At 66.1% G+C, this 22,817-nt stretch carries 18 protein-coding genes; 9 read left to right on the top strand and 9 right to left on the bottom strand.

Annotated features, from left to right (window positions below):
* Nucleotides 1-8: 8 nt before the first annotated feature.
* From AC07VL_RS02705 to AC07VL_RS02695, 3 genes are all read left to right on the top strand, one after another.
* Nucleotides 9-3,155, top strand: coding sequence for a DUF6701 domain-containing protein (locus AC07VL_RS02705; protein WP_494804513.1), 3,147 nt, complete (start codon nt 9-11; stop codon nt 3,153-3,155).
* 95 nt (nt 3,156-3,250) lie between these two features.
* Nucleotides 3,251-3,949 carry a dienelactone hydrolase family protein gene (locus tag AC07VL_RS02700; protein WP_494804512.1) on the top strand — a complete coding sequence of 233 codons (699 nt, stop codon included), beginning with the start codon at nt 3,251-3,253 and terminating at the stop codon, nt 3,947-3,949.
* Between the two features lie 152 nt (nt 3,950-4,101).
* A complete protein-coding gene (locus AC07VL_RS02695; RefSeq protein WP_494804511.1) occupies nt 4,102-4,518 on the top strand; it encodes an SRPBCC family protein in 417 nt (138 codons plus the stop codon).
* A 147-nt stretch (nt 4,519-4,665) separates the two neighbouring features.
* Here AC07VL_RS02695 and AC07VL_RS02690 read toward each other — a convergent pair whose 3' ends face one another.
* A complete protein-coding gene (locus tag AC07VL_RS02690) occupies nt 4,666-6,282 on the bottom strand; it encodes a M28 family peptidase (protein ID WP_494804510.1) in 1,617 nt (538 codons plus the stop codon).
* Nucleotides 6,283-6,418: 136 nt separating this feature from the next.
* Between AC07VL_RS02690 and AC07VL_RS02685 the strand changes: the two genes are divergently transcribed.
* From AC07VL_RS02685 to AC07VL_RS02675, 3 genes are all read left to right on the top strand, one after another.
* Nucleotides 6,419-7,270: an alpha/beta fold hydrolase gene (locus AC07VL_RS02685; RefSeq protein WP_494804509.1), complete on the top strand. Its 852-nt coding sequence runs from the start codon at nt 6,419-6,421 to the stop codon at nt 7,268-7,270.
* A 282-nt stretch (nt 7,271-7,552) separates the two neighbouring features.
* Nucleotides 7,553-9,679, top strand: coding sequence for a DEAD/DEAH box helicase (locus AC07VL_RS02680; RefSeq protein ID WP_494804508.1), 2,127 nt, complete (start codon nt 7,553-7,555; stop codon nt 9,677-9,679).
* 442 nt (nt 9,680-10,121) lie between these two features.
* Nucleotides 10,122-11,777: a methyl-accepting chemotaxis protein gene (locus AC07VL_RS02675; protein WP_494804507.1), complete on the top strand. Its 1,656-nt coding sequence runs from the start codon at nt 10,122-10,124 to the stop codon at nt 11,775-11,777.
* Between the two features lie 92 nt (nt 11,778-11,869).
* Here the strand turns inward: AC07VL_RS02675 and bamE are convergent, their stop codons facing one another.
* The 5 genes from bamE to AC07VL_RS02650 are packed head-to-tail and all read right to left on the bottom strand — an operon-like array spanning nt 11,870 to nt 15,307.
* Nucleotides 11,870-12,178, bottom strand: coding sequence for an outer membrane protein assembly factor BamE domain-containing protein (gene bamE / locus AC07VL_RS02670; protein ID WP_494804506.1), 309 nt, complete (start codon nt 12,176-12,178; stop codon nt 11,870-11,872).
* Nucleotides 12,175-12,963 carry a hypothetical protein gene (locus AC07VL_RS02665; RefSeq protein ID WP_494804505.1) on the bottom strand — a complete coding sequence of 263 codons (789 nt, stop codon included), beginning with the start codon at nt 12,961-12,963 and terminating at the stop codon, nt 12,175-12,177. The genes bamE and AC07VL_RS02665 overlap by 4 nt, the downstream gene beginning before the upstream one ends.
* 47 nt (nt 12,964-13,010) lie before the next feature.
* Nucleotides 13,011-13,370: a nucleotide pyrophosphohydrolase gene (locus AC07VL_RS02660; protein WP_494804504.1), complete on the bottom strand. Its 360-nt coding sequence runs from the start codon at nt 13,368-13,370 to the stop codon at nt 13,011-13,013.
* Entirely contained in the window at nt 13,367-13,840 is a 474-nt protein-coding gene (locus AC07VL_RS02655; protein ID WP_494804503.1) for a GNAT family N-acetyltransferase, read from the bottom strand. The genes AC07VL_RS02660 and AC07VL_RS02655 overlap by 4 nt, the downstream gene beginning before the upstream one ends.
* A 24-nt stretch (nt 13,841-13,864) precedes the next feature.
* On the bottom strand, nt 13,865-15,307 hold the full coding sequence (locus AC07VL_RS02650) for a cytochrome P450 (RefSeq protein ID WP_494804502.1): 1,443 nt from the start codon (nt 15,305-15,307) through the stop codon (nt 13,865-13,867).
* A gap of 113 nt (nt 15,308-15,420) precedes the next feature.
* Between AC07VL_RS02650 and AC07VL_RS02645 the strand changes: the two genes are divergently transcribed.
* On the top strand, nt 15,421-16,278 hold the full coding sequence (locus tag AC07VL_RS02645) for a helix-turn-helix domain-containing protein (RefSeq protein WP_494804501.1): 858 nt from the start codon (nt 15,421-15,423) through the stop codon (nt 16,276-16,278).
* Between the two features lie 10 nt (nt 16,279-16,288).
* On the opposite strand, the gene ilvB is transcribed toward AC07VL_RS02645, so the two are convergent.
* Nucleotides 16,289-18,040: a biosynthetic-type acetolactate synthase large subunit gene (ilvB, locus tag AC07VL_RS02640; protein ID WP_494804500.1), complete on the bottom strand. Its 1,752-nt coding sequence runs from the start codon at nt 18,038-18,040 to the stop codon at nt 16,289-16,291.
* A gap of 99 nt (nt 18,041-18,139) precedes the next feature.
* Between ilvB and AC07VL_RS02635 the strand changes: the two genes are divergently transcribed.
* Entirely contained in the window at nt 18,140-18,601 is a 462-nt protein-coding gene (locus AC07VL_RS02635; RefSeq protein WP_101483722.1) for an Lrp/AsnC family transcriptional regulator, read from the top strand.
* 93 nt (nt 18,602-18,694) lie between these two features.
* A complete protein-coding gene (locus AC07VL_RS02630) occupies nt 18,695-21,190 on the top strand; it encodes a TonB-dependent receptor (RefSeq protein WP_494804499.1) in 2,496 nt (831 codons plus the stop codon).
* Here AC07VL_RS02630 and AC07VL_RS02625 read toward each other — a convergent pair.
* Nucleotides 21,187-21,870: a response regulator gene (locus AC07VL_RS02625; protein ID WP_494804498.1), complete on the bottom strand. Its 684-nt coding sequence runs from the start codon at nt 21,868-21,870 to the stop codon at nt 21,187-21,189. The genes AC07VL_RS02630 and AC07VL_RS02625 overlap by 4 nt on opposite strands.
* Nucleotides 21,867-22,790 carry a histidine kinase gene (locus AC07VL_RS02620; protein ID WP_494804497.1) on the bottom strand — a complete coding sequence of 308 codons (924 nt, stop codon included), beginning with the start codon at nt 22,788-22,790 and terminating at the stop codon, nt 21,867-21,869. Before AC07VL_RS02620 ends, AC07VL_RS02625 begins: the two co-directional genes overlap by 4 nt.
* Nucleotides 22,791-22,817: the final 27 nt, after the last annotated feature.

Below are 22,817 nucleotides of genomic sequence, written 5' to 3'. Positions count from 1 at the left end.
TGGATATCGTGCGCTTACTCCACTTTTTTGCTGCCCTGACATTGCTGCTGGGCTCATCCCTTGCCCAGGCGGCCACCCTCAACTTCAATGGCGGCGCCGTCAACGGCTGCAGCCTGGCCGGCACGCAATACACCTGCGCCAGCCTGCAGATGGCCGACACGGATGCCGTCGTCATTGCCAGCGGCTATGGCGTCACGGTCAACAGCGACGTGACCATCGGCTATAACCAGGGCTTGAGCATGAGCGGCACGGCCGCGCTGACGGCCAACAAGAATCTTGATTTCAGCAACACCAATACGCCGAACCTGAGAATCACGGGCGGCAGCCTGACGGCCAAGGGCGGCATCTTCAAGGTGGGCGGCCAGAGCAACAACAACATCGTGGCCGATATCACGGCCGCGTCCGTCTCGCTGGGCGGCACGGCCGTGAAGGTGACGGGCAATATCACGGCCACGGGCAATATCGACATTTCCTCCGGCTCGATATTGAACGGCGCCATCAGCGGCGGCTCGATCAGCAGCAATTCCAATGTCACCATCAGCGGCAGCGTCAAGGCCACGGGCGCCGTGAGCATCGGTTCCAGTTCGACTATTTCCGGCCCCATCAGCGGCGCCACCGTCACCACCAGTTCCAGCGTGACGATCACGGGTGACGTGACGGCCAGCAATTCCTTCAGCCTCGGTTCGGGCAGCAGCCTGACGGGCAACACGACGGCGCCCGTCGTCAGCATCGATGCGTCCAACAGCAAGGTGCAGGGCGACATCACGGCCAGCACCTCGCTTTCCGTCGGCTCGGGCAGTCAGGTGAAGGGCAACCTGACCTCGCCCACCATCGACCTGAAGGCATCCGGCCTGCTCGTCACGGGCGACGTAAAGGCCCTCAATTCCTTGTCGATTGCCTCCGGCAACGGCGTCAAGGGCAATGTGGAGGGCGGCAACGTCACCCTCGATTCTTCGAATGCCTACATCACCGGCAACGCCCTCGTCGACCACATCACCCTGGGCTGGCAGGGCCGCGTGCAGCAGACCATCACTTGCAAGGCGTACACGCCATCGAATCCGTGCAGCTGCGTGACGAACAACAGCGGCTGGCCCTACACCGATCCGCTGGGACCGAAATGCGGCCCCAGCACCCAGGCCGGGCCGCATCACTTCCAGATCACGCATCCGCCCTCGGCGCTCAGCTGCGCGCCCGCGCCCGTGACCGTGACGGCCTGCGCCGACGCGGCCTGCAGCACCGTCTACACGGGCGCGGCCCAGGTCACGCTGACGCCGGGCGGCGCGACGGCGCAAATCAACGCCACCCAGCCGGCGACGGGCACGGCCACGTCCAGCGTGGCGCAGACCACGCCGGCCAGCAACGTCCCCCTGGGCCTGAGCAGCACGCCGGCGACGACGGGGGCGCTGGTCTGCAAGAGCAGCGTCGACGGCAGCGTGACCAATTGTCAGATGGCATTTGTCAGCAGCGCGCTGCAGGTCAGCGGCGTCCCCCGTTACGCCGAGGCCGAGGGGCCCATCGCCATCAGCGCTCTGCAGGCGTCGGCATCGAATCCGCGCGCCTGCGTGCCCCTGTTTGCCAACCAGAACAAGACCTTGCAGCTGCGCTGCACCTATGCCAATCCCGGCACGGGCACCTTGCCGGCGCGCATACAGAACAAGGATGGCAGCTACATCCCCCTGGCCGCCAACACGAGCAGCGCCTGCAGCGCGGCCGGTGCCGCCGTGCAGCTGGCCTTCGATGCCAACGGCCTGGCCACGCCGAACATGCAGTACGCCGATGCCGGCGCGCTGGGCCTGACGGCCACGTATGCCTCGACCAGCGGCAGCGACAGCGGCCTGACCATGACGGGCAGCGGCAACGTCATCGTCGGTCCCAAGTCCTTCGTGTTCAGCGCCATCGCCACGCCGCAGCGCGCCGGCCTGGCGGCGTTGCCCGTGGCGCCCGCCACCCGCATCAGCGTGTCGGCCGTGAATGTGGCCGGCGCCGTGACGCCCAATTTTGGCCGGGAAACGACGGCGCAGACGGTGTTGCTGGATCGTATATTTGTCGCGCCTACCTTTTCCGGCGCCGCCAACCCCGCAGTCGCGGGCAGCCTGGCTTTCAATAATGGCAACGGCATCGGCACCGCCAGCAACCTGAGCTGGGCGGAAGCGGGCACCATCCAGTTTACGGCGACGATGGCCACCTACCTGGGGGCCGCGCCGCCAGCCGTCAACGGCGTCATCCCGCCCTTTGCCACGGGTAATAGCATCAATGTGCAATTCATCCCGCACCACTTCGTCACGGAGGTGCCCGGCAGCGAACCCATGCCTTGCAAGGCGCCATTGTCCTGCGCGGCGGGCAGTTTCATCTATGCGCAGCAGCCGTTCAAGCTGCGCGTCACGGCGCAGAATGCCGCGAACGGGACGACGCTCAACTTCGACGGGCGCGACACGGCCTTGACGGCCCAGGTGGCCTTGCGCGCCTACGATGCCGCCACGGGCCTGACGGCCTTTCCGCCGGCGACGCCGTCGGGCAGCCGGCTGAGCGACGGGACGGCGGCGCAAACGACCGTGACGGGCATCGCGCCCGCCAGCTTCACGACGGGCGTGGCCAGCAGCCAGATCGCCTACCGTTTTCCCGGCGCGTATGCCGTGCCGGCCGGTACGGTCGCGCTGGCGCCGCCGACCGACGTGCTCTTCCGCGCCACCACCCCCTATGCGGGCGCCACCGTGACGTCGGCGCCGTCCGACGCCGGCACGGAAGCGCGCCTGACCGTGCTCACGGGCCGCATCATGGTGCCCAACAGCTATGGTTCCGAGCGCCTGCCGATCCGCCTGCCCGTGCAGGTGCAATACTGGAATGGCAGCTGGCTGGGCAATGTATCGGACAGCGCCAGCCAGTTTACCCAGGCCGGCGTGATCCTGGCCAATTGCCGCCAGGGACTCGGTGCGGGCACATGCAATGGCGCGACGAAAGTGCAGAACGGCACCTACATCTTTGCCGGCGGGGTATTGCCATCGCCCAACGGCCAGCTGGTGCTGCTGGCGCCAGGCGTGGCGGGCAGCGTCGATGTTTCCGTGGGCAGCCTGCCTTACCTGCCCAGCACTGTGGGACGCGCCGTGTTCGGCGTGTTCAAGTCCGGCCCCGTGATTTATCTGCGCGAACTGTATTAAATCTTTGTCAATGTGGCCGTGCCGGCGCAGGCGGGGGAAAAAACCAGTAACATGCCTGGCTGTGGCATTCCCCCCAACCTCAGACTGGAGTTTCTATGAGCACAACTTCGCAGTGGATCGATATTGCCGGCCCGGACGGCACTTTCCAGGCTTACCTGGCCGTGCCGCACGTGGGCAAGGGCCCCGCCATCATCCTGTTGCAGGAAATTTTCGGCGTCAACGAGCACATCCGCGCCGTGGCCGACCAGTACGCGGCCGACGGCTACGTGGTGCTGGTGCCGGACCTGTTCTGGCGCGCCGGCGCGCACATCGAGCTGGGCTACGATGCGGCCGGCTGGAAGCGGGCCGTGGAACTGATGCAGGCAACCGACAACGAGCACGCCTTGAGCGATATCAAGGCCACCATCGCTGCCCTGCGCGCGCGTCCCGAAGTGACGGGCAAGCTCGCTTCGGTCGGCTACTGCTTTGGCGGCCGTTTGTCGTTCCAGACGGCCGCGGCCGGCCTGGTCGACGTGGCCATCGCCTACTACGGCGGCGGCATCCAGAACAAGCTGGACCTGGCCGACCAGATCAAGGTGCCGCTGCTGATGCATTTCGGCGGCCAGGACAGCCATATTCCGCCGGAAGCCGTGCAACAGATCGCCGTGCGCTTCGAAGACCGGCAGGACGTGGAAATCCACCTGTATCCGGGCGCCGAACACGGTTTCAACTGCACCCACCGCGACAGCTACCAGCAGCGCGCCGCCGCCCTGGCGCACGGCAATTCGCTGATTTTCCTGGCGGAAAATCTGTAGGACGTCCTCGCCAGGCGGGCCAGCCGGCCACGTGCCAGCCGGTATGCGCCCAGCAGCAAAGCCGCATGGGCGCTAAAATAGCGGCTGTGCCGGGCAACTCCGGCCGGCCGGGCGCCGCGCCCGGCAAACCTGGATAAGGAACCGAATTAAAGATGGCCCAAGTAATTGTTTCTGTAACATTGGCGGCAAGCGCCGAACGCGTGTGGGATTTTATCGGCGGCTTTCAGTCGCTGGCTGAATGGTCGAGCTCAATCAAGACCAGCTTGTCCGAACATGGCGGCCGCGTGCGCCGCCTGAAAACCACGGACGGCGCCGTCATTGCCGAACGCCTGCAAAGCTACAGCGAAGCGGACAAGAGCTACAGCTACACCATCGTCTCGGGGCCGATTCCCGTCAAGAACTATCGCTCCACCCTGCGCGTCACGGGCGAGCCGGGCGCCGCTTCATGCGTGGCGGAATGGTCGAGCGAGTTCGACGCGGCCGAAGGCGTGGAAGAGGTCATGGTGGGCGCCTTCCAGCACCTGTACGAAACGGCATTCGTCGATCTGAAACGCATCATGGCGATTTAGCGCGCCTGCCAAAAAGTCCATGGCGTTGTTGCGTTGCCTAGCCGTACATGCGTACTGTCTTCGGCAACACGCCTAGCCCTGAACATTTTGTCCAGCGCGCATAAAAAACACCGGCCGAGGCCGGTGTTTTTTTATGTGTGGAAAGTTTTAGCGTTTCACCTTGCCAAACGCCTCGCCCTTGTTCCACACAGGCAAGTTCTTGTCGTTTGCCACTTCGTAGCCGAGGTTCAGGGTGAATTGCGCCTGCTGCACCATGCCCGACAGGTCCCACGACGGGTGGTACTCATCGGTGACCTGGTGGTAATCCTTCTTGAACGCCACCAGGCGCTCGCTGGACGCTTTCGGCTCCTTGACGAAGTCGAAGGAGCCGTCGCCCGAGAACACGGCCGAGCCCACGTTGAAGGCAGGCACGCCCGCCTTGGCAAAGGCGAAGTGGTCGGCCCGGTAAAAGGCGCCGGACAGGTCGGGGATGGTGGGCGCCAGGCGCAGGCCCATGCGCTTGGCCACCTTGGCGGCGCTCGCGTACAGGCTGCTGCGCTCGGCGCCGGCCACGCCGATGTCGTGCGTCTTGCCCACGAAATTCATGCTGTCGAGGTTCAGGTCGGCGGCCGTCTTGGCCAGTGGCCACAGGGGCGCGCGCGTGTAGGCGGTGCTGCCCAGCATGCCCGTTTCTTCGCCGGCCGGCCACAGGAAGATCTGCGTGCGGCGCGCCGGCTGTTTCACGGCCACCTGCGCCATGGCCAGCAGGGCTGCCGCGCCCGAGGCGTTGTCGATGGCGCCGTTGTAGATATGGTCGCTCTGGCCCGCGCGCGCACTGCCTTCGTCATCCTTACCCAGGTGGTCCCAGTGGGCAGAGTAAATCACGGCCTCGTCCTTCAGCTGCGGGTCCGTGCCGGGCACGATGCCGGCCACGTTGAATTGCTCGATGCTGCGCACCTGGCTGTCGAGCTGTACCTTGACCGTCGCATTCAGGGCCACGGGGCGGAATTCGCGCGTTTCCGCCTGGGCGCGCAGGGCGTCCAGGTCTTGCCCGCCCGCCTGGAACAGGGCGCGCGCCGTGTCTTCCTGCAGCCAGCCTTCCATGGCATTGCCCGCGCCGGCCAGGCTGAAGCGCTCGTGGCCGAAGCCGTTGGCCGGCACCGACCACGGATACGAGGCGGACTCCGTCGTGTGGATCAGCAGCACGCCGGCGGCGCCCTGGCGCAGCGCTTCCTCGTACTTGTAGACCCAGCGGCCGTAGTAGGTGAGCGACTTGCCGGCAAAACGGTTCGGCTCGGCGGCGGTGGGCTGCGGATCGTTGACCATCATGATGACGAGCTTGCCCTTCAAGTCGATGCCCTTGAAATCGTCCCAGCGTTCCTCGGGCGCGCGGATGCCGTAGCCGGCAAACACGACGGGCGCGTCGAACGCCACGTGTTCCTTGCCGTTGGATGCGCCGAAGACGATGTCCTGGCCGAAGACGGGAGACAAGGTCTTGCCGCCCGCGCTGAAGGTGACTTTGCTCGATGGCAAGGCCTTGCTGCCGACGATGGTCAGCGCCTGGCGGTAGGTGCCATCCTTCAATGGCTGCAGGCCGGCCACGGCCGCCTGCGTTTCCAGGTAGCGCACGGCCAGGTCGCCGCCGCGCTGGCCCGTGCCGCGCCCTTCGAGCAAGTCGTCGGCCAGGAAGGACAAATGGGCGCGCAGCGGCGCTTCGGCGACGGTGGGCTGGGCGAGGGCGGCCGTGCTGAGCAGGCTGGCGGCGAGAACGAAGGTAGAACGCATGGCAACTCCAAAAGTGAATACGGGAAAGCAAAGCAGTGGCAATCTTACTCTACCGCAAAGGCCTGGGCGTAGCGCGCGGCGCGGGCAAGCCGATTGCGGCCACAATGGCTGCTGGCCCACCGACCAGGAGCGTTCCATGAGCAGCAGCGATAACACCGTGCAATCGAGCAATACCCTGCGTACCGCCGACGGTACCTTGATCTACTACAAGGACTGGGGCAGCGGCCCGCCCGTCGTCTTCAGCCACGGCTGGCCATTGTCGTCCGACGCCTGGGAAGACCAGATGTTTTACCTGGCCTCGCATGGCTACCGCGTCATCGCCCACGACCGGCGCGGCCACGGCCGCTCCAGCCAGCCTTTCCAGGGCAACGACATGGACACCTATGCCGACGACCTGGCCGCGCTGATCACGGCGCTGGACTTGACGGGCGCCACCCTGGTGGGCCATTCGACGGGCGGCGGCGAAGTGGCGCGCTACATCGGCCGCCACGGCACGGACCGCCTGGCCGGCGCCGTGCTCGTGGGCGCCGTGCCGCCGCTGATGCTGCAGACGGCGGACAATCCGCCGGGCCTGCCGCTGGCCGTGTTTGACGGCATCCGCGCCGGCGTGCAGGCCGACCGCAGCGCCTTCTTCCGCGACTTGAGCGAGGCCTTCTATGGCTACAACCGGCCCGGCGCCACGCCGTCGCAGGGCGTGCGCGACCACTTCTGGCTGCAAGGCATGCAGGCGGGCATGCCGGCCGCCTACCTGTGCATCAAGCAGTTTTCCGAGACGGATTTCACGGCTGACCTGGGCAAATTCGACGTGCCCACCCTGGTGATCCACGGCGACGATGACCAGATCGTGCCGATTGCCGCCTCGGCGCGGCGCACGGCCGAGCTCATCATCGGCAGCAAGCTGCTCGTGTACGCGGGCGCGCCGCACGGCCTGGCGACGACGCACAAGGACCGCCTGAACGAGGACTTGCTGGAGTTTTTACGCACCTGAGGCCGGCGCCGGGCAGGGCGGGCGTGGCATTGCCGCCGCGTCCGTCATCACCGTTGCTGCTCGGAATTTGAGCAGCGCGGACATCGTTGTGTATCGTTCAATATTGCCGAAAGCACGCGCCCATTGCGTGCGGATCGCCGATGTTTCTGGATTTTTTCGGCCGATATGCCGCAAAAAACGGCGTTCTGCGGCCGCGTTCCACCCGGTAAGGTCCAGTAAAGAGTAAACTAGCGGCTACACTCTTTCGCATTGGGCGATTCGAGCGAACTTGTGAGTGATTTCATGTCTGATACACCAATTTCCTTATTTTCCGACCTTAACCTGAGCGAGCCGCTGGTTCGCGCGCTCAAGGATGTCGGTTACGAAACACCGTCGCCTATCCAGGCGGCCACGATTCCATTATTGCTCGCGAACCGCGACGTGCTGGGCCAGGCGCAAACGGGCACGGGCAAGACCGCCGCCTTCGCCTTGCCTATCCTGTCGCGCATTGATCTGAAACAAAGCTCACCCCAAGCCCTGGTCCTGGCACCGACGCGCGAACTGGCCATCCAGGTCGCCGAAGCGTTCCAGGTGTATGCCGCCCACATTCCCGGCTTCCATGTGCTGCCGATCTACGGCGGCCAAAGCTATGGCCCGCAGCTGTCGGCCCTGCGCCGTGGCGTGCACGTCGTCGTCGGCACCCCTGGCCGCGTCATCGACCACCTGGACAAGGGTTCGCTCGACCTGTCCAAGCTGAAGACCCTGGTGCTCGACGAAGCCGATGAAATGCTGCGCATGGGCTTTATCGACGACGTCGAACGCATCTTGCAAGAAACCCCGGACGGCCATCAAACGGCCCTGTTCTCGGCCACCATGCCTTCCGTCATCAAGCGCATCGCCACCACCTACCTGGTGAATCCGGCCGAAGTGACGGTCGCCGCCAAGACGGGCACGGCCGACAACATCCGCCAGCGCTACTGGCTCGTGTCGGGCATGCACAAGCTCGACGCGCTGACCCGCATCCTGGAAGCGGAAGCGTTCGACGGCATGATCATCTTCGCCCGCACCAAGCTGGGTACGGAAGAGCTGGCCAGCAAGCTACAAGCCCGCGGCTTCTCGGCGGCCGCCATCAATGGCGACATCCAGCAGGCGCAGCGCGAGCGCACCATCCAGCAATTGAAAGACGGCAAGATCGACATCCTCGTGGCGACCGACGTGGCCGCCCGCGGCCTGGATGTCGAGCGCATCAGCCACGTCGTCAACTACGACGTGCCGCACGATCCGGAAAGCTATACCCACCGCATCGGCCGCACGGGCCGCGCCGGCCGCAGCGGCGAAGCGATCCTGTTCATCACCCCGCGTGAAAAGAATTTGCTCAAAGCCATCGAACGTTCGACCCGCCAGCCGATCGGCATGCTGGAACTGCCGACGATCCAGGCTGTCAACGACGTGCGCATCGCCAAGTTCAAGGAACAGATCAGCGAAACCCTGGCCCTGGGCGAACTGGAACAGTTCCAGTCGCTGATCGAGGATTTCGAGCGCGAACAGAACATTCCCGCCATCGAAATCGCCGCCGCCCTGGCGAAGATGGCGCGTGGCAATGTGCCGCTGCTGCTGGACAAGAACAAGGCGCGCGAGCAAGCCACGTGGCAGGATGACCGTCCGGCGCGCCAGGAGCGCTTCGACCGTCCGGAACGCAACGAGCGTTTCGAGCGCGGCGACCGCTTCGAACGCAGCGAACGCCCGGCCTTCCCGAAAAAGGAGCGCATCTCCCGTCCTGCCGACGCCGGCATGCAGACCTTCCGTATTGAGGTAGGTCATCAGCATGGCGTGAAGCCGGGCAATATCGTGGGCGCCATCGCCAACGAAGCGGGCATCGATTCGAAAAATATCGGCCGCATCGAAATCTATGACGACTACAGCGTCCTGGACTTGCCAGACAGCATGCCGAAAGAATTGCTGGACCAGCTGAAAACCGTGTGGGTGGCGGGCCAGCAGCTGCGCATCAGCCGCGACGGCGACGCGCCGGACCTGGCGCCGCCAGCCGCGCCGCGCAAGCCGTTCGCCGCCAAGTCCGCGCCAGCGGACGCTGGCGAAGTTGCCCCGCGCGCGCCGAAGAAGGAACGTCCACGCCCGGGCGTGACGGCCTACCGCATCGAAGTGGGCCGTGAGCACGCCGTAACGCCAAGCAACATCGTCGGCGCCATCGCCAACGAAGCGAACCTGGAAGCCAAGCATATCGGCCGCATCGATATCTTTGACAACTACAGCGTGCTGGACCTGCCGGAAGGCATGCCGCCGGAAATCCTCGACCACCTGAAATCGGTCGTGGTCTCGGGCCAGAAGCTGCGCATCAGCCTCGATGACGGCACGACGGAGCGCAAGCCTGCGCCACCGCGTCCGAAGTCGCCGCGCAAGACGTTCAAGTAAGCCATTCCTGCGCAGGCGCCTCCCCGGTGCCTGTGTCGCGGATTGGAGACATATTCCCCACTGGCGCGCTCGCGCCAGTTTTTATTTTCCCTGAAGAAACGAAGCTTATCGCTGCATTATTAATGCAATGGTAATCCCCGGGTGCTTGCCATGGTATTGGCGACAGCGCTGCCGTTTACCCGCCCCATGTGCCGTGTTTATCGCGCATAACAACAATAAATAATATTTAATTAATTATTCCGCGTGCTGCGGATTAACATTTGAAATTTCAATTAAATCAATGAAGTTGAGTCAAAGTAAATTCTAAAACATAAAACAATTGCTTTTTATTATATTGTTTGACGAGCGTCACTGTCGCCGGGGCGATATCTCGCCCGTGCTTGATGTGGTATATTGTTTTTATGTTTTTGTTATGCTAGTTGAAAAAAATAGAGGAGCGACGATGCGGGTCAACACGCCTATCACGCAAAATGAATACGTATTAAATGAAGGCATGACGATTGTTTCCACCACGGATTTACAGGGAAACATCAATTACGCCAATCAGTATTTCATTGAAGTCAGCGGCTTTTCAGAAATGGAACTGCTGGGTGCACCACAGAATATCCTGCGCCATCCCGATATGCCTGCCGAAGCGTTTGCCGACCTGTGGGCGACGATCAAGAGCGGCATGCCGTGGACGGGCATGGTCAAGAACCGCTGCAAGAATGGCGATTTCTACTGGGTCTTCGCCAATATCACGCCCGTCATCGAAAACGGCCGCCCGATCGGCTATATGTCCGTGCGCACCAAGCCCACGCGCGAGCAGATCAACGAAGCGGCCACCCTGTATAAAAGTTTCAAGGACGGCAATGCCGCCAACCTGGCCATCCGCAATGGCCGCGTCGTGCGCCAGGGCTGGGCCGCCAAGCTGGCCGAGTGGCGCAAGCTGACCCTGTCGCAGGACCTGGCCCTGCATTGCATCGTCTTTGGCGTCGTGCTGGCCGTGCTCGGCTGCGCCGTGTGGAATATCGATGGCGACACGAGCACGGCCACTCGCAGCTGGCTCAGCGGCGCTGCCGCGGCGTCCATCGTGCTGATGCTGTATTTCTGGGCCCATTTGCACCATTCCCTCGTCGCGCCCCTGGGCGAGGCCATCACCGTGGCGCGCAAGATGGCTGGCGGCGACTTGACGGGCGTCATCGACAAGGTGCGCGATGATGACATGGGCCAGTTGATGGCGGCCTTGCGCCAGACAAATATCAACTTGCACAGCATTATCGGCGACGTGCGCGCCAACTTCGAGGATATCCGCATCACCACGGCGGAGATCGCCACGGGCAATATGGACCTGTCCGGCCGCACGGAATCGCAGGCGTCCAGCCTGGAGCAGACGGCCGCCAGCATGGAGCAACTGACGTCCACCGTGCAGAACAGCGCCGACCACGTGGCCACGGCCAACGACCTGGCGGCGCAGGCGTCCAAAGTCGCCGCCAAGGGCGGCACCATCGTCAGCGAAGTGGTGACGACGATGGATGAGATCAGCACCTCGTCGCGCAAGATCCTCGACATCATCGGCCTCATCGACGGCATCGCCTTCCAGACGAATATCCTCGCCTTGAACGCTGCCGTGGAAGCGGCCCGCGCGGGCGAGCATGGCCGCGGCTTTGCCGTCGTGGCGGGCGAAGTGCGCAGCCTGGCGCAGCGCTCGGCCACGGCGGCGAAAGAGGTGAAAAACCTGATCGACCATTCGATCGCCACCGTGAATGCGGGCAGCGTGCTGACCAGCAACGCGGGCGCCACCATGACGGAAGTGATCGCCTCCGTGGCCAGGGTGACGGAAGTGATGGACGAGATTTCCTCCACCACGCGCGAGCAGAACCAGGGCATCGGCCAGGTCAACCAGGCCGTCATCCACATGGATGGCATCACGCAGCAGAATGCGGCGCTGGTGGAAGAAGCGGCGGCGGCCGCCGCCAACCTGGCACAGCGCACCGACAGCGTGGCCCAGTCGATCGGCATCTTCAAGCTGAAGGCCTCGCCCAAGCGCAAGGCCACGGGCGTGGGCCGCAGCGTGGGTGCGGGCATGGCGGCTAGGGCGCTGTTAAAGGCACGCTGATAAACCCTGGAAAGTCCGGGGTCAGTCACCGCGTGACGGGAATGCTACCCATGGGGGAGCATTCCCCCCAGCCCTTGCCGTTGGGCTAAAGCCTATTTTTCAAGCCGGTACACTTCCCCGCTGCGCACCTTGCGCACCACCCCATCCCCGCCAAACAGAATGACATACTCGCCCTGCGCGCCCGAGGCCGTGGGGTAGGTGTACATCCACACTTCCGTGCCGCTGTCGAAGCGGATGGACGTGCTCTCGCCCAGCGCGGCGCGCACCTGTTCGCGCGTGCTGTTGCCCACCTGCACCATCTGTTCCAGGGTAGCGTAGGGCACATTCTTGCTCGCTTGCAAGGCGCGCGTGCCCGAGCACCCGGCCAGCAGCACCAGCACGATCAGCGACAGCCGCTTCATGGCGCCACCTCGTCCATGTAGCTAAATTCCAGCAGGGTATCGTCGGGCCAGCTCGTATCCCACAGGGGCGCGTAGTAGGTGCGGTCGAGCAAGACCTGGCAATCGCAGTAGGGCAGCGAGGCGGGCGTCTGCTCGCCGCCCGCGTACAGCATGCGAAACGGCAGCGCCAGCCGGCGCTCGCCATGCACGAGGGTGACGCCGAACAGGGGCCGCTCCGTGAAGAACAGGTAGTTGCCGTCCGGCTGCGAGCACACCTTGTCGGTGCTGTACAGCATGCTGGACAGCCAGGCGATGATTTGCGGGTCGTTCGAGATCAGGCCGGAATCCATGCCGGCGCGGCATTCCAGGCGCAGGTCGCCCAGGCGCCGCGTGCCGGGCGGCAAGCCGGGCGTGATGACCTGCGCGCGCCAGCTCATGGTCGTGGCCTTGCGGTTGGCGAGCAGCACGGCGTCCTCGCGCGCGGCCTGCGCATTGCGCACGGGGGCAAAGCTGTTGTCCTCCGCCAGGGGCAGGGGGATGCTGACGGTATCGCCGGCGATGCGCAGCTGCACGCCCGTCATGTCCACGCCGGGCTGGCGCGGCAGCAAACGGAAGCGCAGGGTCGCCTGCGGCGCCAGCGCATGGTCGCGCTCGAAACGGTCCACGCCCTGCAGCATCTTGCGGTAGGATTTATCCACGGGGTCGCGCGTGGCGTCCACTTTTACTTGCGGCACGGGCGCGGTTTGCGCCAGCGCAACTGGGGCGTGGAGCAGGCAAGCGAGCAGCAGTGAGAGATGAATGCGCATGCCTGAATGCTACGCCTTTTCGCGCGGCAGCCACGCACGGATGGGGATCAGTACTCGCTATATTTGCGCGCATCGCCGCGCACCTGCTGCGCCGGATATTTCTGTGCGTTCAGTTCCATCTTTTCCAGCACGGCCCCATGCAGGTCGACGCCGCTCTTGTCGGCCAGGCGCACCAGGTACATCAGCACGTCGGCCAGTTCGTGGCGGATGCCCGTGCGCTTCGCCTCGTCCAGTTCGGCGTCCGCGCCCGTGGGCAGCCACTGGTAATGTTCCACCAGCTCCGCCACTTCCACGGACAGGGCCATGGCCAGGTTCTTCGGCGTGTGGAACTGGTCCCAGTCGCGTTCGTCGGCAAAGGCGCGCAGGCGCGCGCGGATGTCGAGCAGGCTGTCGGCGGGCGCGTTCATGCGGCCACCGGCAGCGTTTTTTCCATGAAGACACTGAACGGGTCATCGGGATAGTCGCCGTACGGTCCCCGCCGCTGGTAGCCGTGGCGCGCATACAGGGCGATGGCCTCGGGCTGGTGGATGCCCGTCTCCAGGGTCAGCAAGCGGCAGCCGCGCGCCAGCGCCTGTTCTTCCAGCAAGGCCAGCAAGCGTTTTGCCAGGCCCAGGCCGCGGCTGTCCGGGTGCACGTACATGCGCTTGACCTCGCCGAATGCGGGCGTGACGACGATGGCGCCGCAGGCCCGCGCCCGGCCACCGGCATCGCGGGCGACGGCAAACAGCAGGCTGTCCGGCGGCAGGGATGCCAGGTCCAGCGAGTAGACGCACTCGGCCGGATACAGGGTCTGTTGATATGCATCAAGTTCGGCGATCAGGGTCTGCACGTCGGCTTGCTGCGGCGATTCCAGGCGGATGGTCATGGGGGAAAGCACGTTGACTGAGATTCCCCCATGGTATCACTGCGGCCGCGCCAGGCGCATGCTCAGGCCGATGGGCGACATCACAAAGCCCATCAGTTCCTGCGCCTCGCCGCCATCGGGCGTGTCGACGCCGGCGATGTCGAAGCTGCCCAGCAGCATGGCCATGGCGATCTTGATTTCCAACAAGGCCAGGTAGCGGCCCGGACACGTGCGCAGGCCGGCGCCAAACGGCATGGCGGCGCGCTTGTCGTTGGCCTCTGCGCTGCCGGCCAGCCAGCGCTCGGGGTGGAACGCTTGCGCGTCAGGAAAGTGCGCATCGGAGACGCTGTCATGGCGCATCACGCACCACAGCATGCTGCCGGCGGGCACGGCTACGTCGCCCACCACCGTGTCGCGCAGCGCTTCGAGCGGAATGTAGGGCGCCACCGGCTTCAGGCGCATGGCCTCGCTGGCGCAGGCGCCCAGATAGTCGAGGCTGTCCATCTGCTCGATGGTGAAGTGCGCCGTGTCGGGCGCCAGGCGCCGCACTTCCTCCTGCGCCTTGGCCAGGCTGTGCGGATGGCGCTGCAGCAGGTAGATGATCCAGGAAATCGTGTTGGCCGTCGTATCTTCGCCGGCCAGCAGCATGGTCAGCACATTGCCGGCGACGGCGCGGTCGTTCACGCCACTGCCGGCTTCGTCGGCGGCGGCGATCATGGCTTCGAGCAGGTTGGGCGGCCGCACGCGCCGCGCGGGGTCTTGCTGCATGCGTGCGCGTGCCTGCCGCACCAGGTCGGCAATGGCCACGTCCAGCGCCGCCACGTCGCGGTCCAGGCGCCGGTCGACGGGCAGCTTGACGTAGCGCCAGTAGGGCAGCATCGACAGGCTGCGCCGCGCCACGGCCGGCAGGATGGCGTCCAGGTGGCGCTGGATCACGTCCTCGCCCGATTCGAGCGTGTTGACTTCGCTGCCGAAGGCCAGGCCGGCGATGATGTCGACCGTGTAGCGCTTCAGGTCGCCATCGAGGCCGATGGCCTGGCCTTGCGTGGCGGCATGCCGCCAGCGCCGCTGCAGGCGCTGCGCCACCGTCACCAGCGCGGGGAAATATGCCTTGATGGCGCCCGGCGCCATGCCGGCCATCACCATGCGGCGCTGGTTGCGCCACTCGCTGCCTTCGGCCAGGAAGACGCCGGGGTTGCCGCCCATTTCCTCCGAGACAATGTAGCTGCTGAGGGGGCGGCGGAAGCCGTCCGGGCGGTCGCGCAGCACGGCGGCCACCGCTTCGCTGTCGGCCACCACCAGCACCAGGGTGCGGCCGAACCAGGCGCGCATGAAAGGGCCATAGCGGCGCACCCAGCCTTCCACGTCGCGGTGGATGCGCGGCAGCCGCACCTGCAGCGCGTTGCCGATGATGGGCAGGGCAAACGGCCCCGGCAACTGGCGGATCTGGCGCAGGGACGGGGTGGCGGCGGGTGCGGCGGCGTGGTCGAGCGGGGGCATGGCGGACTCCTGGTGGATGGCGACAATGACATCACTGTAGCGCGCTGGCGGGCGCGCGTCTTGAACGAATACGACATCGCGCAGCATCAAAAAATGCCGGTACAATCGTCGCCATGCCTGCCGCCCCTACACCCTTGACCCGCCTGATCGCGCCGCGCACCGCGCTCGCTTCCTGCGTGCGCGCCTTCCTCGTGCGCGACACGACGCAGTGCGCGCCGCTGCCGCCGGCGCAGCGCCTGAACCGCTTTCCCGCCGTGCCCATGTGCAGCATCATCTGGACCGTCACCGGCGACGTTGAGGCGGCCGGGCCGGGCCTGTCGCTGCCGGACGTGCGCATGCCGCCCGCCCTGTTCGGCGGCCCCCGCTCGTATCCGCTGGTCAGCTACAACCCCGGCCCCGTGCACAGCTTCATCGTGATGTTTTATCCGGCCGCCCTGCATGCCTTGACGGGCGTCTCGATGGATACCTTGCTGGACCAGTTCCGCCCGTTCGATGCCGTGTTCGGCGCCGACTGGCAGACCCTGTCCGGCGCCGTGCTGGCCGCGCCCGACGACGCGGCGCGCATCGCGCTGGTGGAAGCATTCCTGGCGCCGCGCTGGCAGCAGGCGCGCAAGGGCGGCGATCATCCGGCTGGCGCCGTGCAGGACTGGGTACGGCGCCTGGGCGTGCAAGCGGCCTCGACGGGCCTGGCCAGCAGCGCGCGCCACATCGAGCGCCGCATCAAGGCCTGGGCGGGCCAGCCCATGCGCACCCTGCGCCGCATGCGCCGCGCGGAACAGCTGTTTCTCGATGAGCGGAGCGCCATCCTGCAGGGCACGGCGTCCTGGTCCGACATCGCCGCCAGCGGCGGCTACGCCGACCAGGCCCATTTCTGCCGCGAGACGCGCGAAATCACGGGCTTGACTCCTACCGAGCTGGCGCGCGCCATGAAGGAAGATGAAAGCTACTGGATATACCGGGTCTGGAGTTAAGCTGGATTTTTTATTCGGTGTAGACGACACCTTTGCGCAAGGTCACTTCATGGTGCCCCGCACCTGGCGCCATCATGGGAAAGCAGTTTTCCACGCCATGCACGCGCACGTCGAGGAAGTACGGGCCATCGGACGCCAGGCAGGCCGCCAGCGCCCCGTCGAGCTCCTCGCGCCGGCTGACCGTGTGCGCCTGCCAGCCGAAGGCGCGCGCCAGGGCGACGAAGTCGGGCAGGGCTTCCGTGTAGCTGTGGCTGTAGCGCCCGCCGTGGATGAGCTCTTGCCACTGGCGCACCATGCCCATGTAGCCATTGTTCGACAGCACGACTTTCACGGGCAGGCGGTGCTGCACGGCCGTGGCCAGTTCCTGGATATTCATCAAAATCGAGGCGTCGCCGCTGACGCACACGACGCACTTGTCCGGGTGGGCGACCTGCGCGCCGATGGCGGCCGGCAAGCCATAACCCATGGTGCCGGCGCCGCCCGACGTCAGCCAGCGGCGCGGCTGTTCGAAGCGCAAATGCTGCGCCGCCCACATCTGGTGCTGGCCCACGTCGGTGGAGACGATGGCGTCGATGCCGCCCAAGGCCGTTTGCAGCCGCCGCATCAGCGCCTGCGGCGCGATCACGTCGGGCGTGTCGTCGAACGCCAGCGAGTCCTGCGCGCGCCAGCCGTCGATGCGCTGCCACCACGGCTGGCGGTCCGCCAGCAAGCGTCCGCGCAGCTGTTCCAGCAGGGCGGCCAGCACGGGGGCGCAATCGCCGCGCAGGGCCACGTCGGCGCGCACCACCTTGCCGATCGATGCCGGGTCGATATCGACGTGGATGATTTTCGCGCCCGGGCAGAAGGCGTCCAGGCGGCCCGTGACCCGGTCGTCGAAGCGGGCGCCCACGCAAACGATCAGGTCCGCATGGTGCATGGCCAGGTTCGCTTCCAGCGTGCCGTGCATGCCCAGCATGCCGAGGAAGGCCGGGTGCGAGGCGGGAAAGGCGCCCAGGCCCAGCAAGGTTAATGTACACGGCGCGGCCGCCAGTTTCACCAGCTGGCCAAAGGCGGCGCAGGCGGCGGGGCCGGAATTGACGAGGCCTCCGCCGCCATAGAACACGGGCCGGCGCGCGGCGGCGATCAGGCTGGCGGCCCGCTCCAGGTCGGCTGGCTCCGGCAGCGGCAGCGCTGACCGCGTGGCGGGGGCAGGCACCGTCGTTGCCTGCACCGGCGCCAGCTGCAGATCCTTGGGAAAATCCACCAGCACGGGGCCGGGCCGGCCCTGCGTGGCCTGCGCATGGGCCTCGCGCACGACGGCCGCCGTTTCGTCGGCCGTGCGGATTTGCCGGTTCCACTTGGTGACGGGGCGCGAAATGCCCAGCGCATCGCATTCCTGGAAGGCGGCCGTGCCGATGCTGGTGGTGGCCACCTGGCCGCTGATGCAGATCACGGGGATCGAATCGCACAGGGCGTCGAGCAAGCCCGTGGTGGTATTGCTCATGCCGGGGCCGGAGGTGACGAAGACGACGCCGGGCCGGCCCGTGCTGCGCGCGTAACCTTCGGCCGCGTGCACGGCCGCCTGCTCGTGGCGCACCAGCACGTGGCGCAAGCGGGGCTGGGCGTGCAGCGCGTCATACAGGGGCAGCACGGCGCCGCCCGGATAGCCGAAGACGGTGTCGACGCCCAGCGCCAGCAGGGTATCGATGAGGATGCTGGCGCCGTTGCGTGGCGTGGGGGAATCGGAGGGCGGGACGAGGAGGGCGGCGTGGTCGGGTTTCATGTGCCTATTTTCTGCCTGATGCGGCAGAAAAGGCTGCTGGTTTTCTCGTATAGAATGAAGTATTCAGCAAAATTTGCTGTGAAATAAGGATATGACAGAATGAAGCTGGATAAATTCGACCTCGCCATCCTGACGGCCCTGCAGCAGGACGCCCGCATCAGCCTGCACGAACTGAGCGCCAGGGTGGGCCTGACGTCCTCGCCGTGCTGGGCGCGCATCAAGCGCATGGAAGACGATGGCGTCATCGAGGGTTATACGGTGAACGTCAACGCGGCCAAGGTGGGGCTGGCCGATACCGTCATCGTGCAAGTCACGCTGGACGACCATTCCGACCAGGCCCTGTTCGAGTTCGGCCACGCGCTGGCCATGATTCCCGAAGTGCTGGAAGCGTTTCTTGTGTCCGGCGACTACGATTACTACCTGCGCATTGCCGTGAGCGACACGCGCGACTACGAACGCCTGTTGCGCGAGCGCCTGTATAAAATTCCCGGCATCCGCCACAGTAAATCGAGCTTCGTCTTGCGCCAGCTCAAACAGAGTTATCTGCCCTTGCAGCGCTAGCTCCCAGCACGGCGGGAGTTTTTCCCTAGCCCATCGCCCGGTGGCTGTCCGATACTGGACAGTAATAAAACCACTATAAAAACGGGGATACGCATGAAACTGACTTTATTCGCGGCCGCCGCCATGGCGCTGTGCCAGGCGCACGCCGCCGACGCCAGCCCGGCCGCGAACCTGGCCACCTCGGGCGACTTGCCCACCGTCATCATCACGGGCAGCATGCCGCTGCCTACCGTGGAGCAGCCGCGCGATGCCATCGCCGCGCCCGTGCAGACGGCCAGCGCGCAGCAGATCGCCGCCAGCGGCGCGCTCGACCTGTCCGCTTTCCTGCGCCGCAACCTGGGCAGCGTCTATGTGAACGACGTGCAGAACAACCCCTTCCAGCCCGACGTCAGCTACCGCGGTTACACGGCGTCACCGCTGCTGGGCACGCCGCAAGGCCTGTCCGTCTACCTGGACGGCATGCGCCTGAACCAGCCGTTTGGCGACGTCGTCAGCTGGGACTTGATCCCGCGCATGGCCATCGAATCGCTGACCCTGATGCCCGGCTCGAATCCCCTGTTCGGCTTGAATACCCTGGGCGGCGCGCTGGCCCTGCAGACCAAGGATGGCAAGAGCAATCCCGGCACGGCCATCGAGGCGCGCCTGGGCACCGACCAGCGGCGCGGCGTCGAGGTCGAGCATGGCGGCAGCAATGCGCAGGGCTGGCACTGGTATGTGACGGGCAATCGGTTCAAGGAAGATGGCTGGCGCGACGATTCGCCGTCCGACGTGCGCCAGCTGTTCGGCAAGCTGGGCTGGAGCGATGCGCGCACCGATATCGCCGTCACCGTGGCCCACGCGGACAATGCGCTGACGGGCAACGGCTTGCAGGAGCAGCGCCTGCTGGCGCGCGACTATCGCAGCGTCTACACCAAGCCGGACTTGACGCAGAACAAGTCCACGCTGCTGAACCTGACGGGCAAGCACCAGGCCGGCGCGGGCTTGCTGCTCTCCGGCAATGTGTACTACCGCAAGATCGACACGCACACCTTGAACGGCGACCTGAACGACGAGTCGCTCGACCAGTCCGTCTACCAGCCCGGCGCGGCCGAGCGGGCAGCCCTGGCGGCGGCTGGCTACACGGGCTTTCCCGCCAGCGGGGCGAACGCAAGCAATACGCCGTTCCCGAAATGGCGCTGCATCGCCAACGTGCTGCTGCACGACGAGCCGGCCGAGAAATGCAACGGCATGCTCAACCGCAGCCACACCGAGCAGGAAAACTATGGTTTTACGGGCCAGCTCACGGCGCTGGCCGACGTGGCGGGAGCGCGCCATGCTGTCACGGCCGGCGCTGCCTTCGATGCCAGCCATGCCACCTTCCGCCAGACGAGCCAGTTCGGCTATCTGAACCCGGACCGCAGCATCACGCCCGTCGATTTCTTTGCCGACGGCACGGAAATCGACGATGACGGCACGCCCGTGGACAACCGCGTCGACTTGAGCGGGCGCATGCGCACGTGGAGCGTGTATGCGAGCGACAGCATGGCGTTGAATCAAGCGTTGACCCTGACTGTCTCCGGCCGCTACAACCGCAGCACCGTGCGCAACCGCGACGCCATCACGCCCGGCGGCGGCAGCGGCAGCGGCTCGCTGGACGGCGACCACCGCTTCAGCCGCTTCAATCCCGCCATCGGCCTGGCCTATGCGCCGGCCGGCGGCACCAGCGCTTATCTCGGCTACAACGAAGGCAGCCGCACGCCGACGGCCATCGAACTGGGCTGCGCCGACCCGGAAAACCCCTGCCGCCTGCCCAATGCCATGGCCGGCGATCCGCCCTTGAAGCAGGTGGTGACGAAGACGTGGGAAGCGGGCCTGCGCGGCAAGTTCGCCGACGTGGCGCGCTGGAGCGCGGGCGTGTTCCGCGCGGAAAACCACGACGATATCCTGTTCGTCGCCGACAACCAGGCGGGGTTCGGCTATTTTAAAAACTTCGGCAAGACGCGCCACCAGGGCGTGGAACTGGCGCTCGATGGCAAGGCGGGCGCGCTGGACTTCGGCGTCAATTACACGTGGCTGCAGGCGACATATCAAAGCCGGGAGCTCGTCAACGGCAGCGCCAACAGCAGCAGCGACGCGCAGGCGCCCGGCCTGGAAGGCAATATCGTCATCACGCCCGGCAACCGGATACCGCTGACGCCCAGCCATATCTTCAAGGCGCACGTGGATTACGAGGGCGGGCGCGACTGGACGGTGGGGCTGGCCATGACGGCCGTGTCGAGTTCCTATGCGCGCGGCAATGAAAACAACGCGCACCAGGCGGGCGGCCCGTCCTACCTGGGACCGGGCAAGAGCGCCGGCTACGCCGTGGTCGAGCTGAACGGCAAGTACCAGCTGACGCGACAGCTGAGCGTGTTTGCCCAGGTGAACAACCTGTTCGACCGCAAGTACGCGACAGCGGCCCAGCTGGGCGCGACGGGCTTCGATGCCAGCGGCAATTTCGCCGCCCGGCCGCTGCCCGCAGTGAATGGCGACTATCCGATGGTCAACGCGACCTTTTATGCGCCCGGCGCGCCGCGCAGCGTGAATGTGGGCGTGCGTTATGCGTTTTAAGGGTGGGTACTTTCAATAATGCCATTGCGCAGCGCCAGGTGGACGAGGGCGGCGGGGCCGGCCACGTCGAGCTTTTCACGGATGCAGGTCTGGTGGTTGGCCACCGTCTTGCTGCTCACGTGCAGCAGGCGGGCGCAGTCGGCGGCGCTGTGGCCTTCGGCCAGCAGGCGGAAGATCTCGAATTCTCGCTGGCTCAGGCTGCTCAAGCGCTGCGCTTCCATGCCGGCCGTGCCCTGCAGCATGCCGGGCGCGCTGTGCGGGTCCAGGTAGCGCCGGCCCGCGTGGGCGGCGCGCACGGCCGCGATCAGGTGTTCCGGGTCGGCCTGCTTGCTGACGAAACCGCAGGCGCCACCGTCCAACGCGCGGGCGATCAGCTGGGGCGTGTCGTGCATGGTAAAGACGAGCACGCGGGCGCCGGCATCGCGGGCGATCAGCTTGCGCAGCAATTCCAGGCCGCCGATGCCGGGCATGGACAGGTCCGTCACGCACACGTCGGGTAGCTGTTCCTGGTGCAAGCCGTACGCCGTTTCGCCGTTGCCCGCCTCGGCCACGACGGCGATGTCACCGCCCTGTTCCAGCAGGCGGCGGTAGCCCGTGCGCACCACCGGGTGGTCGTCCACCAGCATCACGCGGATGGGCCGCATGGCCGCGTGCATGGGCGTCTGCATGGCCGCGTTCATGCCGCGCACCGTGGCGCGCCGGCCGCCAGCGGCATCGCCACTTCGATGCGCAAGCCCCGGCCCAGCGCGCTGATCCAGTGGATATGGCCGCGCAAACCGGCCACGCGCTCGCGCATGCCCAGCATGCCGAAGCCTCCTTCCTGTGTCGCGCCCTGGCGCAAGCCGTGGCCGTTGTCCTCGATGGCCAGGTGCAGGCTGCCGTGCGCATCGGCGCGCAATTCCACCGTGGCGCGGTCGGCGCCGGCGTGGCGCGCCACGTTCGTCAAGCCTTCCTGCACCAGGCGGTAGATGGCGATGGCCGTGCCGTCCTCGAGATCGGCGGGAATGGCCTGCGGCGCGAAGTGGCAGGCGATGCCGTGCTGCTGCGCCCAGCTGTCGCACAGGGCTTGCAGGGCCGGCTCCAGGCCCAGGCTGTCGAGCACGGGCGGGCGCAGCCGGCGCAGCATGCTGCGCACCATGGCATGCAGCGCTTCCGAGGAGCGGGCGATGCTGGCGGCGCAGGCTTGCACGTTCGCCTGGTCGCCGTCGCGCGCGCGCAGGATGTAGCTGGCGGCGGCGCGGATGGCCGTGCAGTTTTGTCCCACCTCGTCGTGCAGCTCGCGCGCCAGCGCGCAGCGTTCGTCTTCCTGGGCGCGCAGCAGGCGCTGCGTCAGGGCGCGGTTTTGCGCCAGCAGGGCAGCCACCTGGCGGCCCCGCCAGACGGCGAAGCCGGCCAGCGCCAGGGCCAGCAGCAGCAGGCTCAGGGCCAGCTCGTCGAGCTGCCAGTGTTCCTGGTCCAGCAGCGCGCGCCCCAGCCGTTCGGACAGGTCCAGCCTGGCGGCGAGCAGGAAAAAGGCCGGCGCCAGCAGGCATGCCAGCAGTACGGCGCGTCCCGGCCGGGGGCGCGCAGGCGCCCGGGCGCCCAATTGATAGTGTTCCATGATGCAGCTCCCTGAGCACGGTCGATG

Source organism: Janthinobacterium sp. GW821-FHT03C08, from assembly GCF_059420905.1.
This window is presented reverse-complemented; position numbering and strand designations above follow the sequence as displayed.

Bases quoted from the DNA above. Each gene is read 5' to 3' on its own strand.
- AC07VL_RS02630 (WP_494804499.1), top strand. From the start codon at position 18,695: ATGAAACTGACTTTATTCGCGGCCGCCGCCATGGCGCTGTGCCAGGCG.
- AC07VL_RS02660 (WP_494804504.1), bottom strand. From the start codon at position 13,370: ATGAACGCGCCCGCCGACAGCCTGCTCGACATCCGCGCGCGCCTGCGC.
- AC07VL_RS02645 (WP_494804501.1), top strand. From the start codon at position 15,421: ATGCCTGCCGCCCCTACACCCTTGACCCGCCTGATCGCGCCGCGCACC.
- ilvB (WP_494804500.1), bottom strand. From the start codon at position 18,040: ATGAAACCCGACCACGCCGCCCTCCTCGTCCCGCCCTCCGATTCCCCC.
- AC07VL_RS02620 (WP_494804497.1), bottom strand. From the start codon at position 22,790: ATGGAACACTATCAATTGGGCGCCCGGGCGCCTGCGCGCCCCCGGCCG.
- AC07VL_RS02680 (WP_494804508.1), top strand. From the start codon at position 7,553: ATGTCTGATACACCAATTTCCTTATTTTCCGACCTTAACCTGAGCGAG.
- bamE (WP_494804506.1), bottom strand. From the start codon at position 12,178: ATGAAGCGGCTGTCGCTGATCGTGCTGGTGCTGCTGGCCGGGTGCTCG.
- AC07VL_RS02665 (WP_494804505.1), bottom strand. From the start codon at position 12,963: ATGCGCATTCATCTCTCACTGCTGCTCGCTTGCCTGCTCCACGCCCCA.
- AC07VL_RS02700 (WP_494804512.1), top strand. From the start codon at position 3,251: ATGAGCACAACTTCGCAGTGGATCGATATTGCCGGCCCGGACGGCACT.
- AC07VL_RS02695 (WP_494804511.1), top strand. From the start codon at position 4,102: ATGGCCCAAGTAATTGTTTCTGTAACATTGGCGGCAAGCGCCGAACGC.
- AC07VL_RS02650 (WP_494804502.1), bottom strand. From the start codon at position 15,307: ATGCCCCCGCTCGACCACGCCGCCGCACCCGCCGCCACCCCGTCCCTG.
- AC07VL_RS02625 (WP_494804498.1), bottom strand. From the start codon at position 21,870: ATGAACGCGGCCATGCAGACGCCCATGCACGCGGCCATGCGGCCCATC.
- AC07VL_RS02690 (WP_494804510.1), bottom strand. From the start codon at position 6,282: ATGCGTTCTACCTTCGTTCTCGCCGCCAGCCTGCTCAGCACGGCCGCC.
- AC07VL_RS02635 (WP_101483722.1), top strand. From the start codon at position 18,140: ATGAAGCTGGATAAATTCGACCTCGCCATCCTGACGGCCCTGCAGCAG.
- AC07VL_RS02685 (WP_494804509.1), top strand. From the start codon at position 6,419: ATGAGCAGCAGCGATAACACCGTGCAATCGAGCAATACCCTGCGTACC.
- AC07VL_RS02675 (WP_494804507.1), top strand. From the start codon at position 10,122: ATGCGGGTCAACACGCCTATCACGCAAAATGAATACGTATTAAATGAA.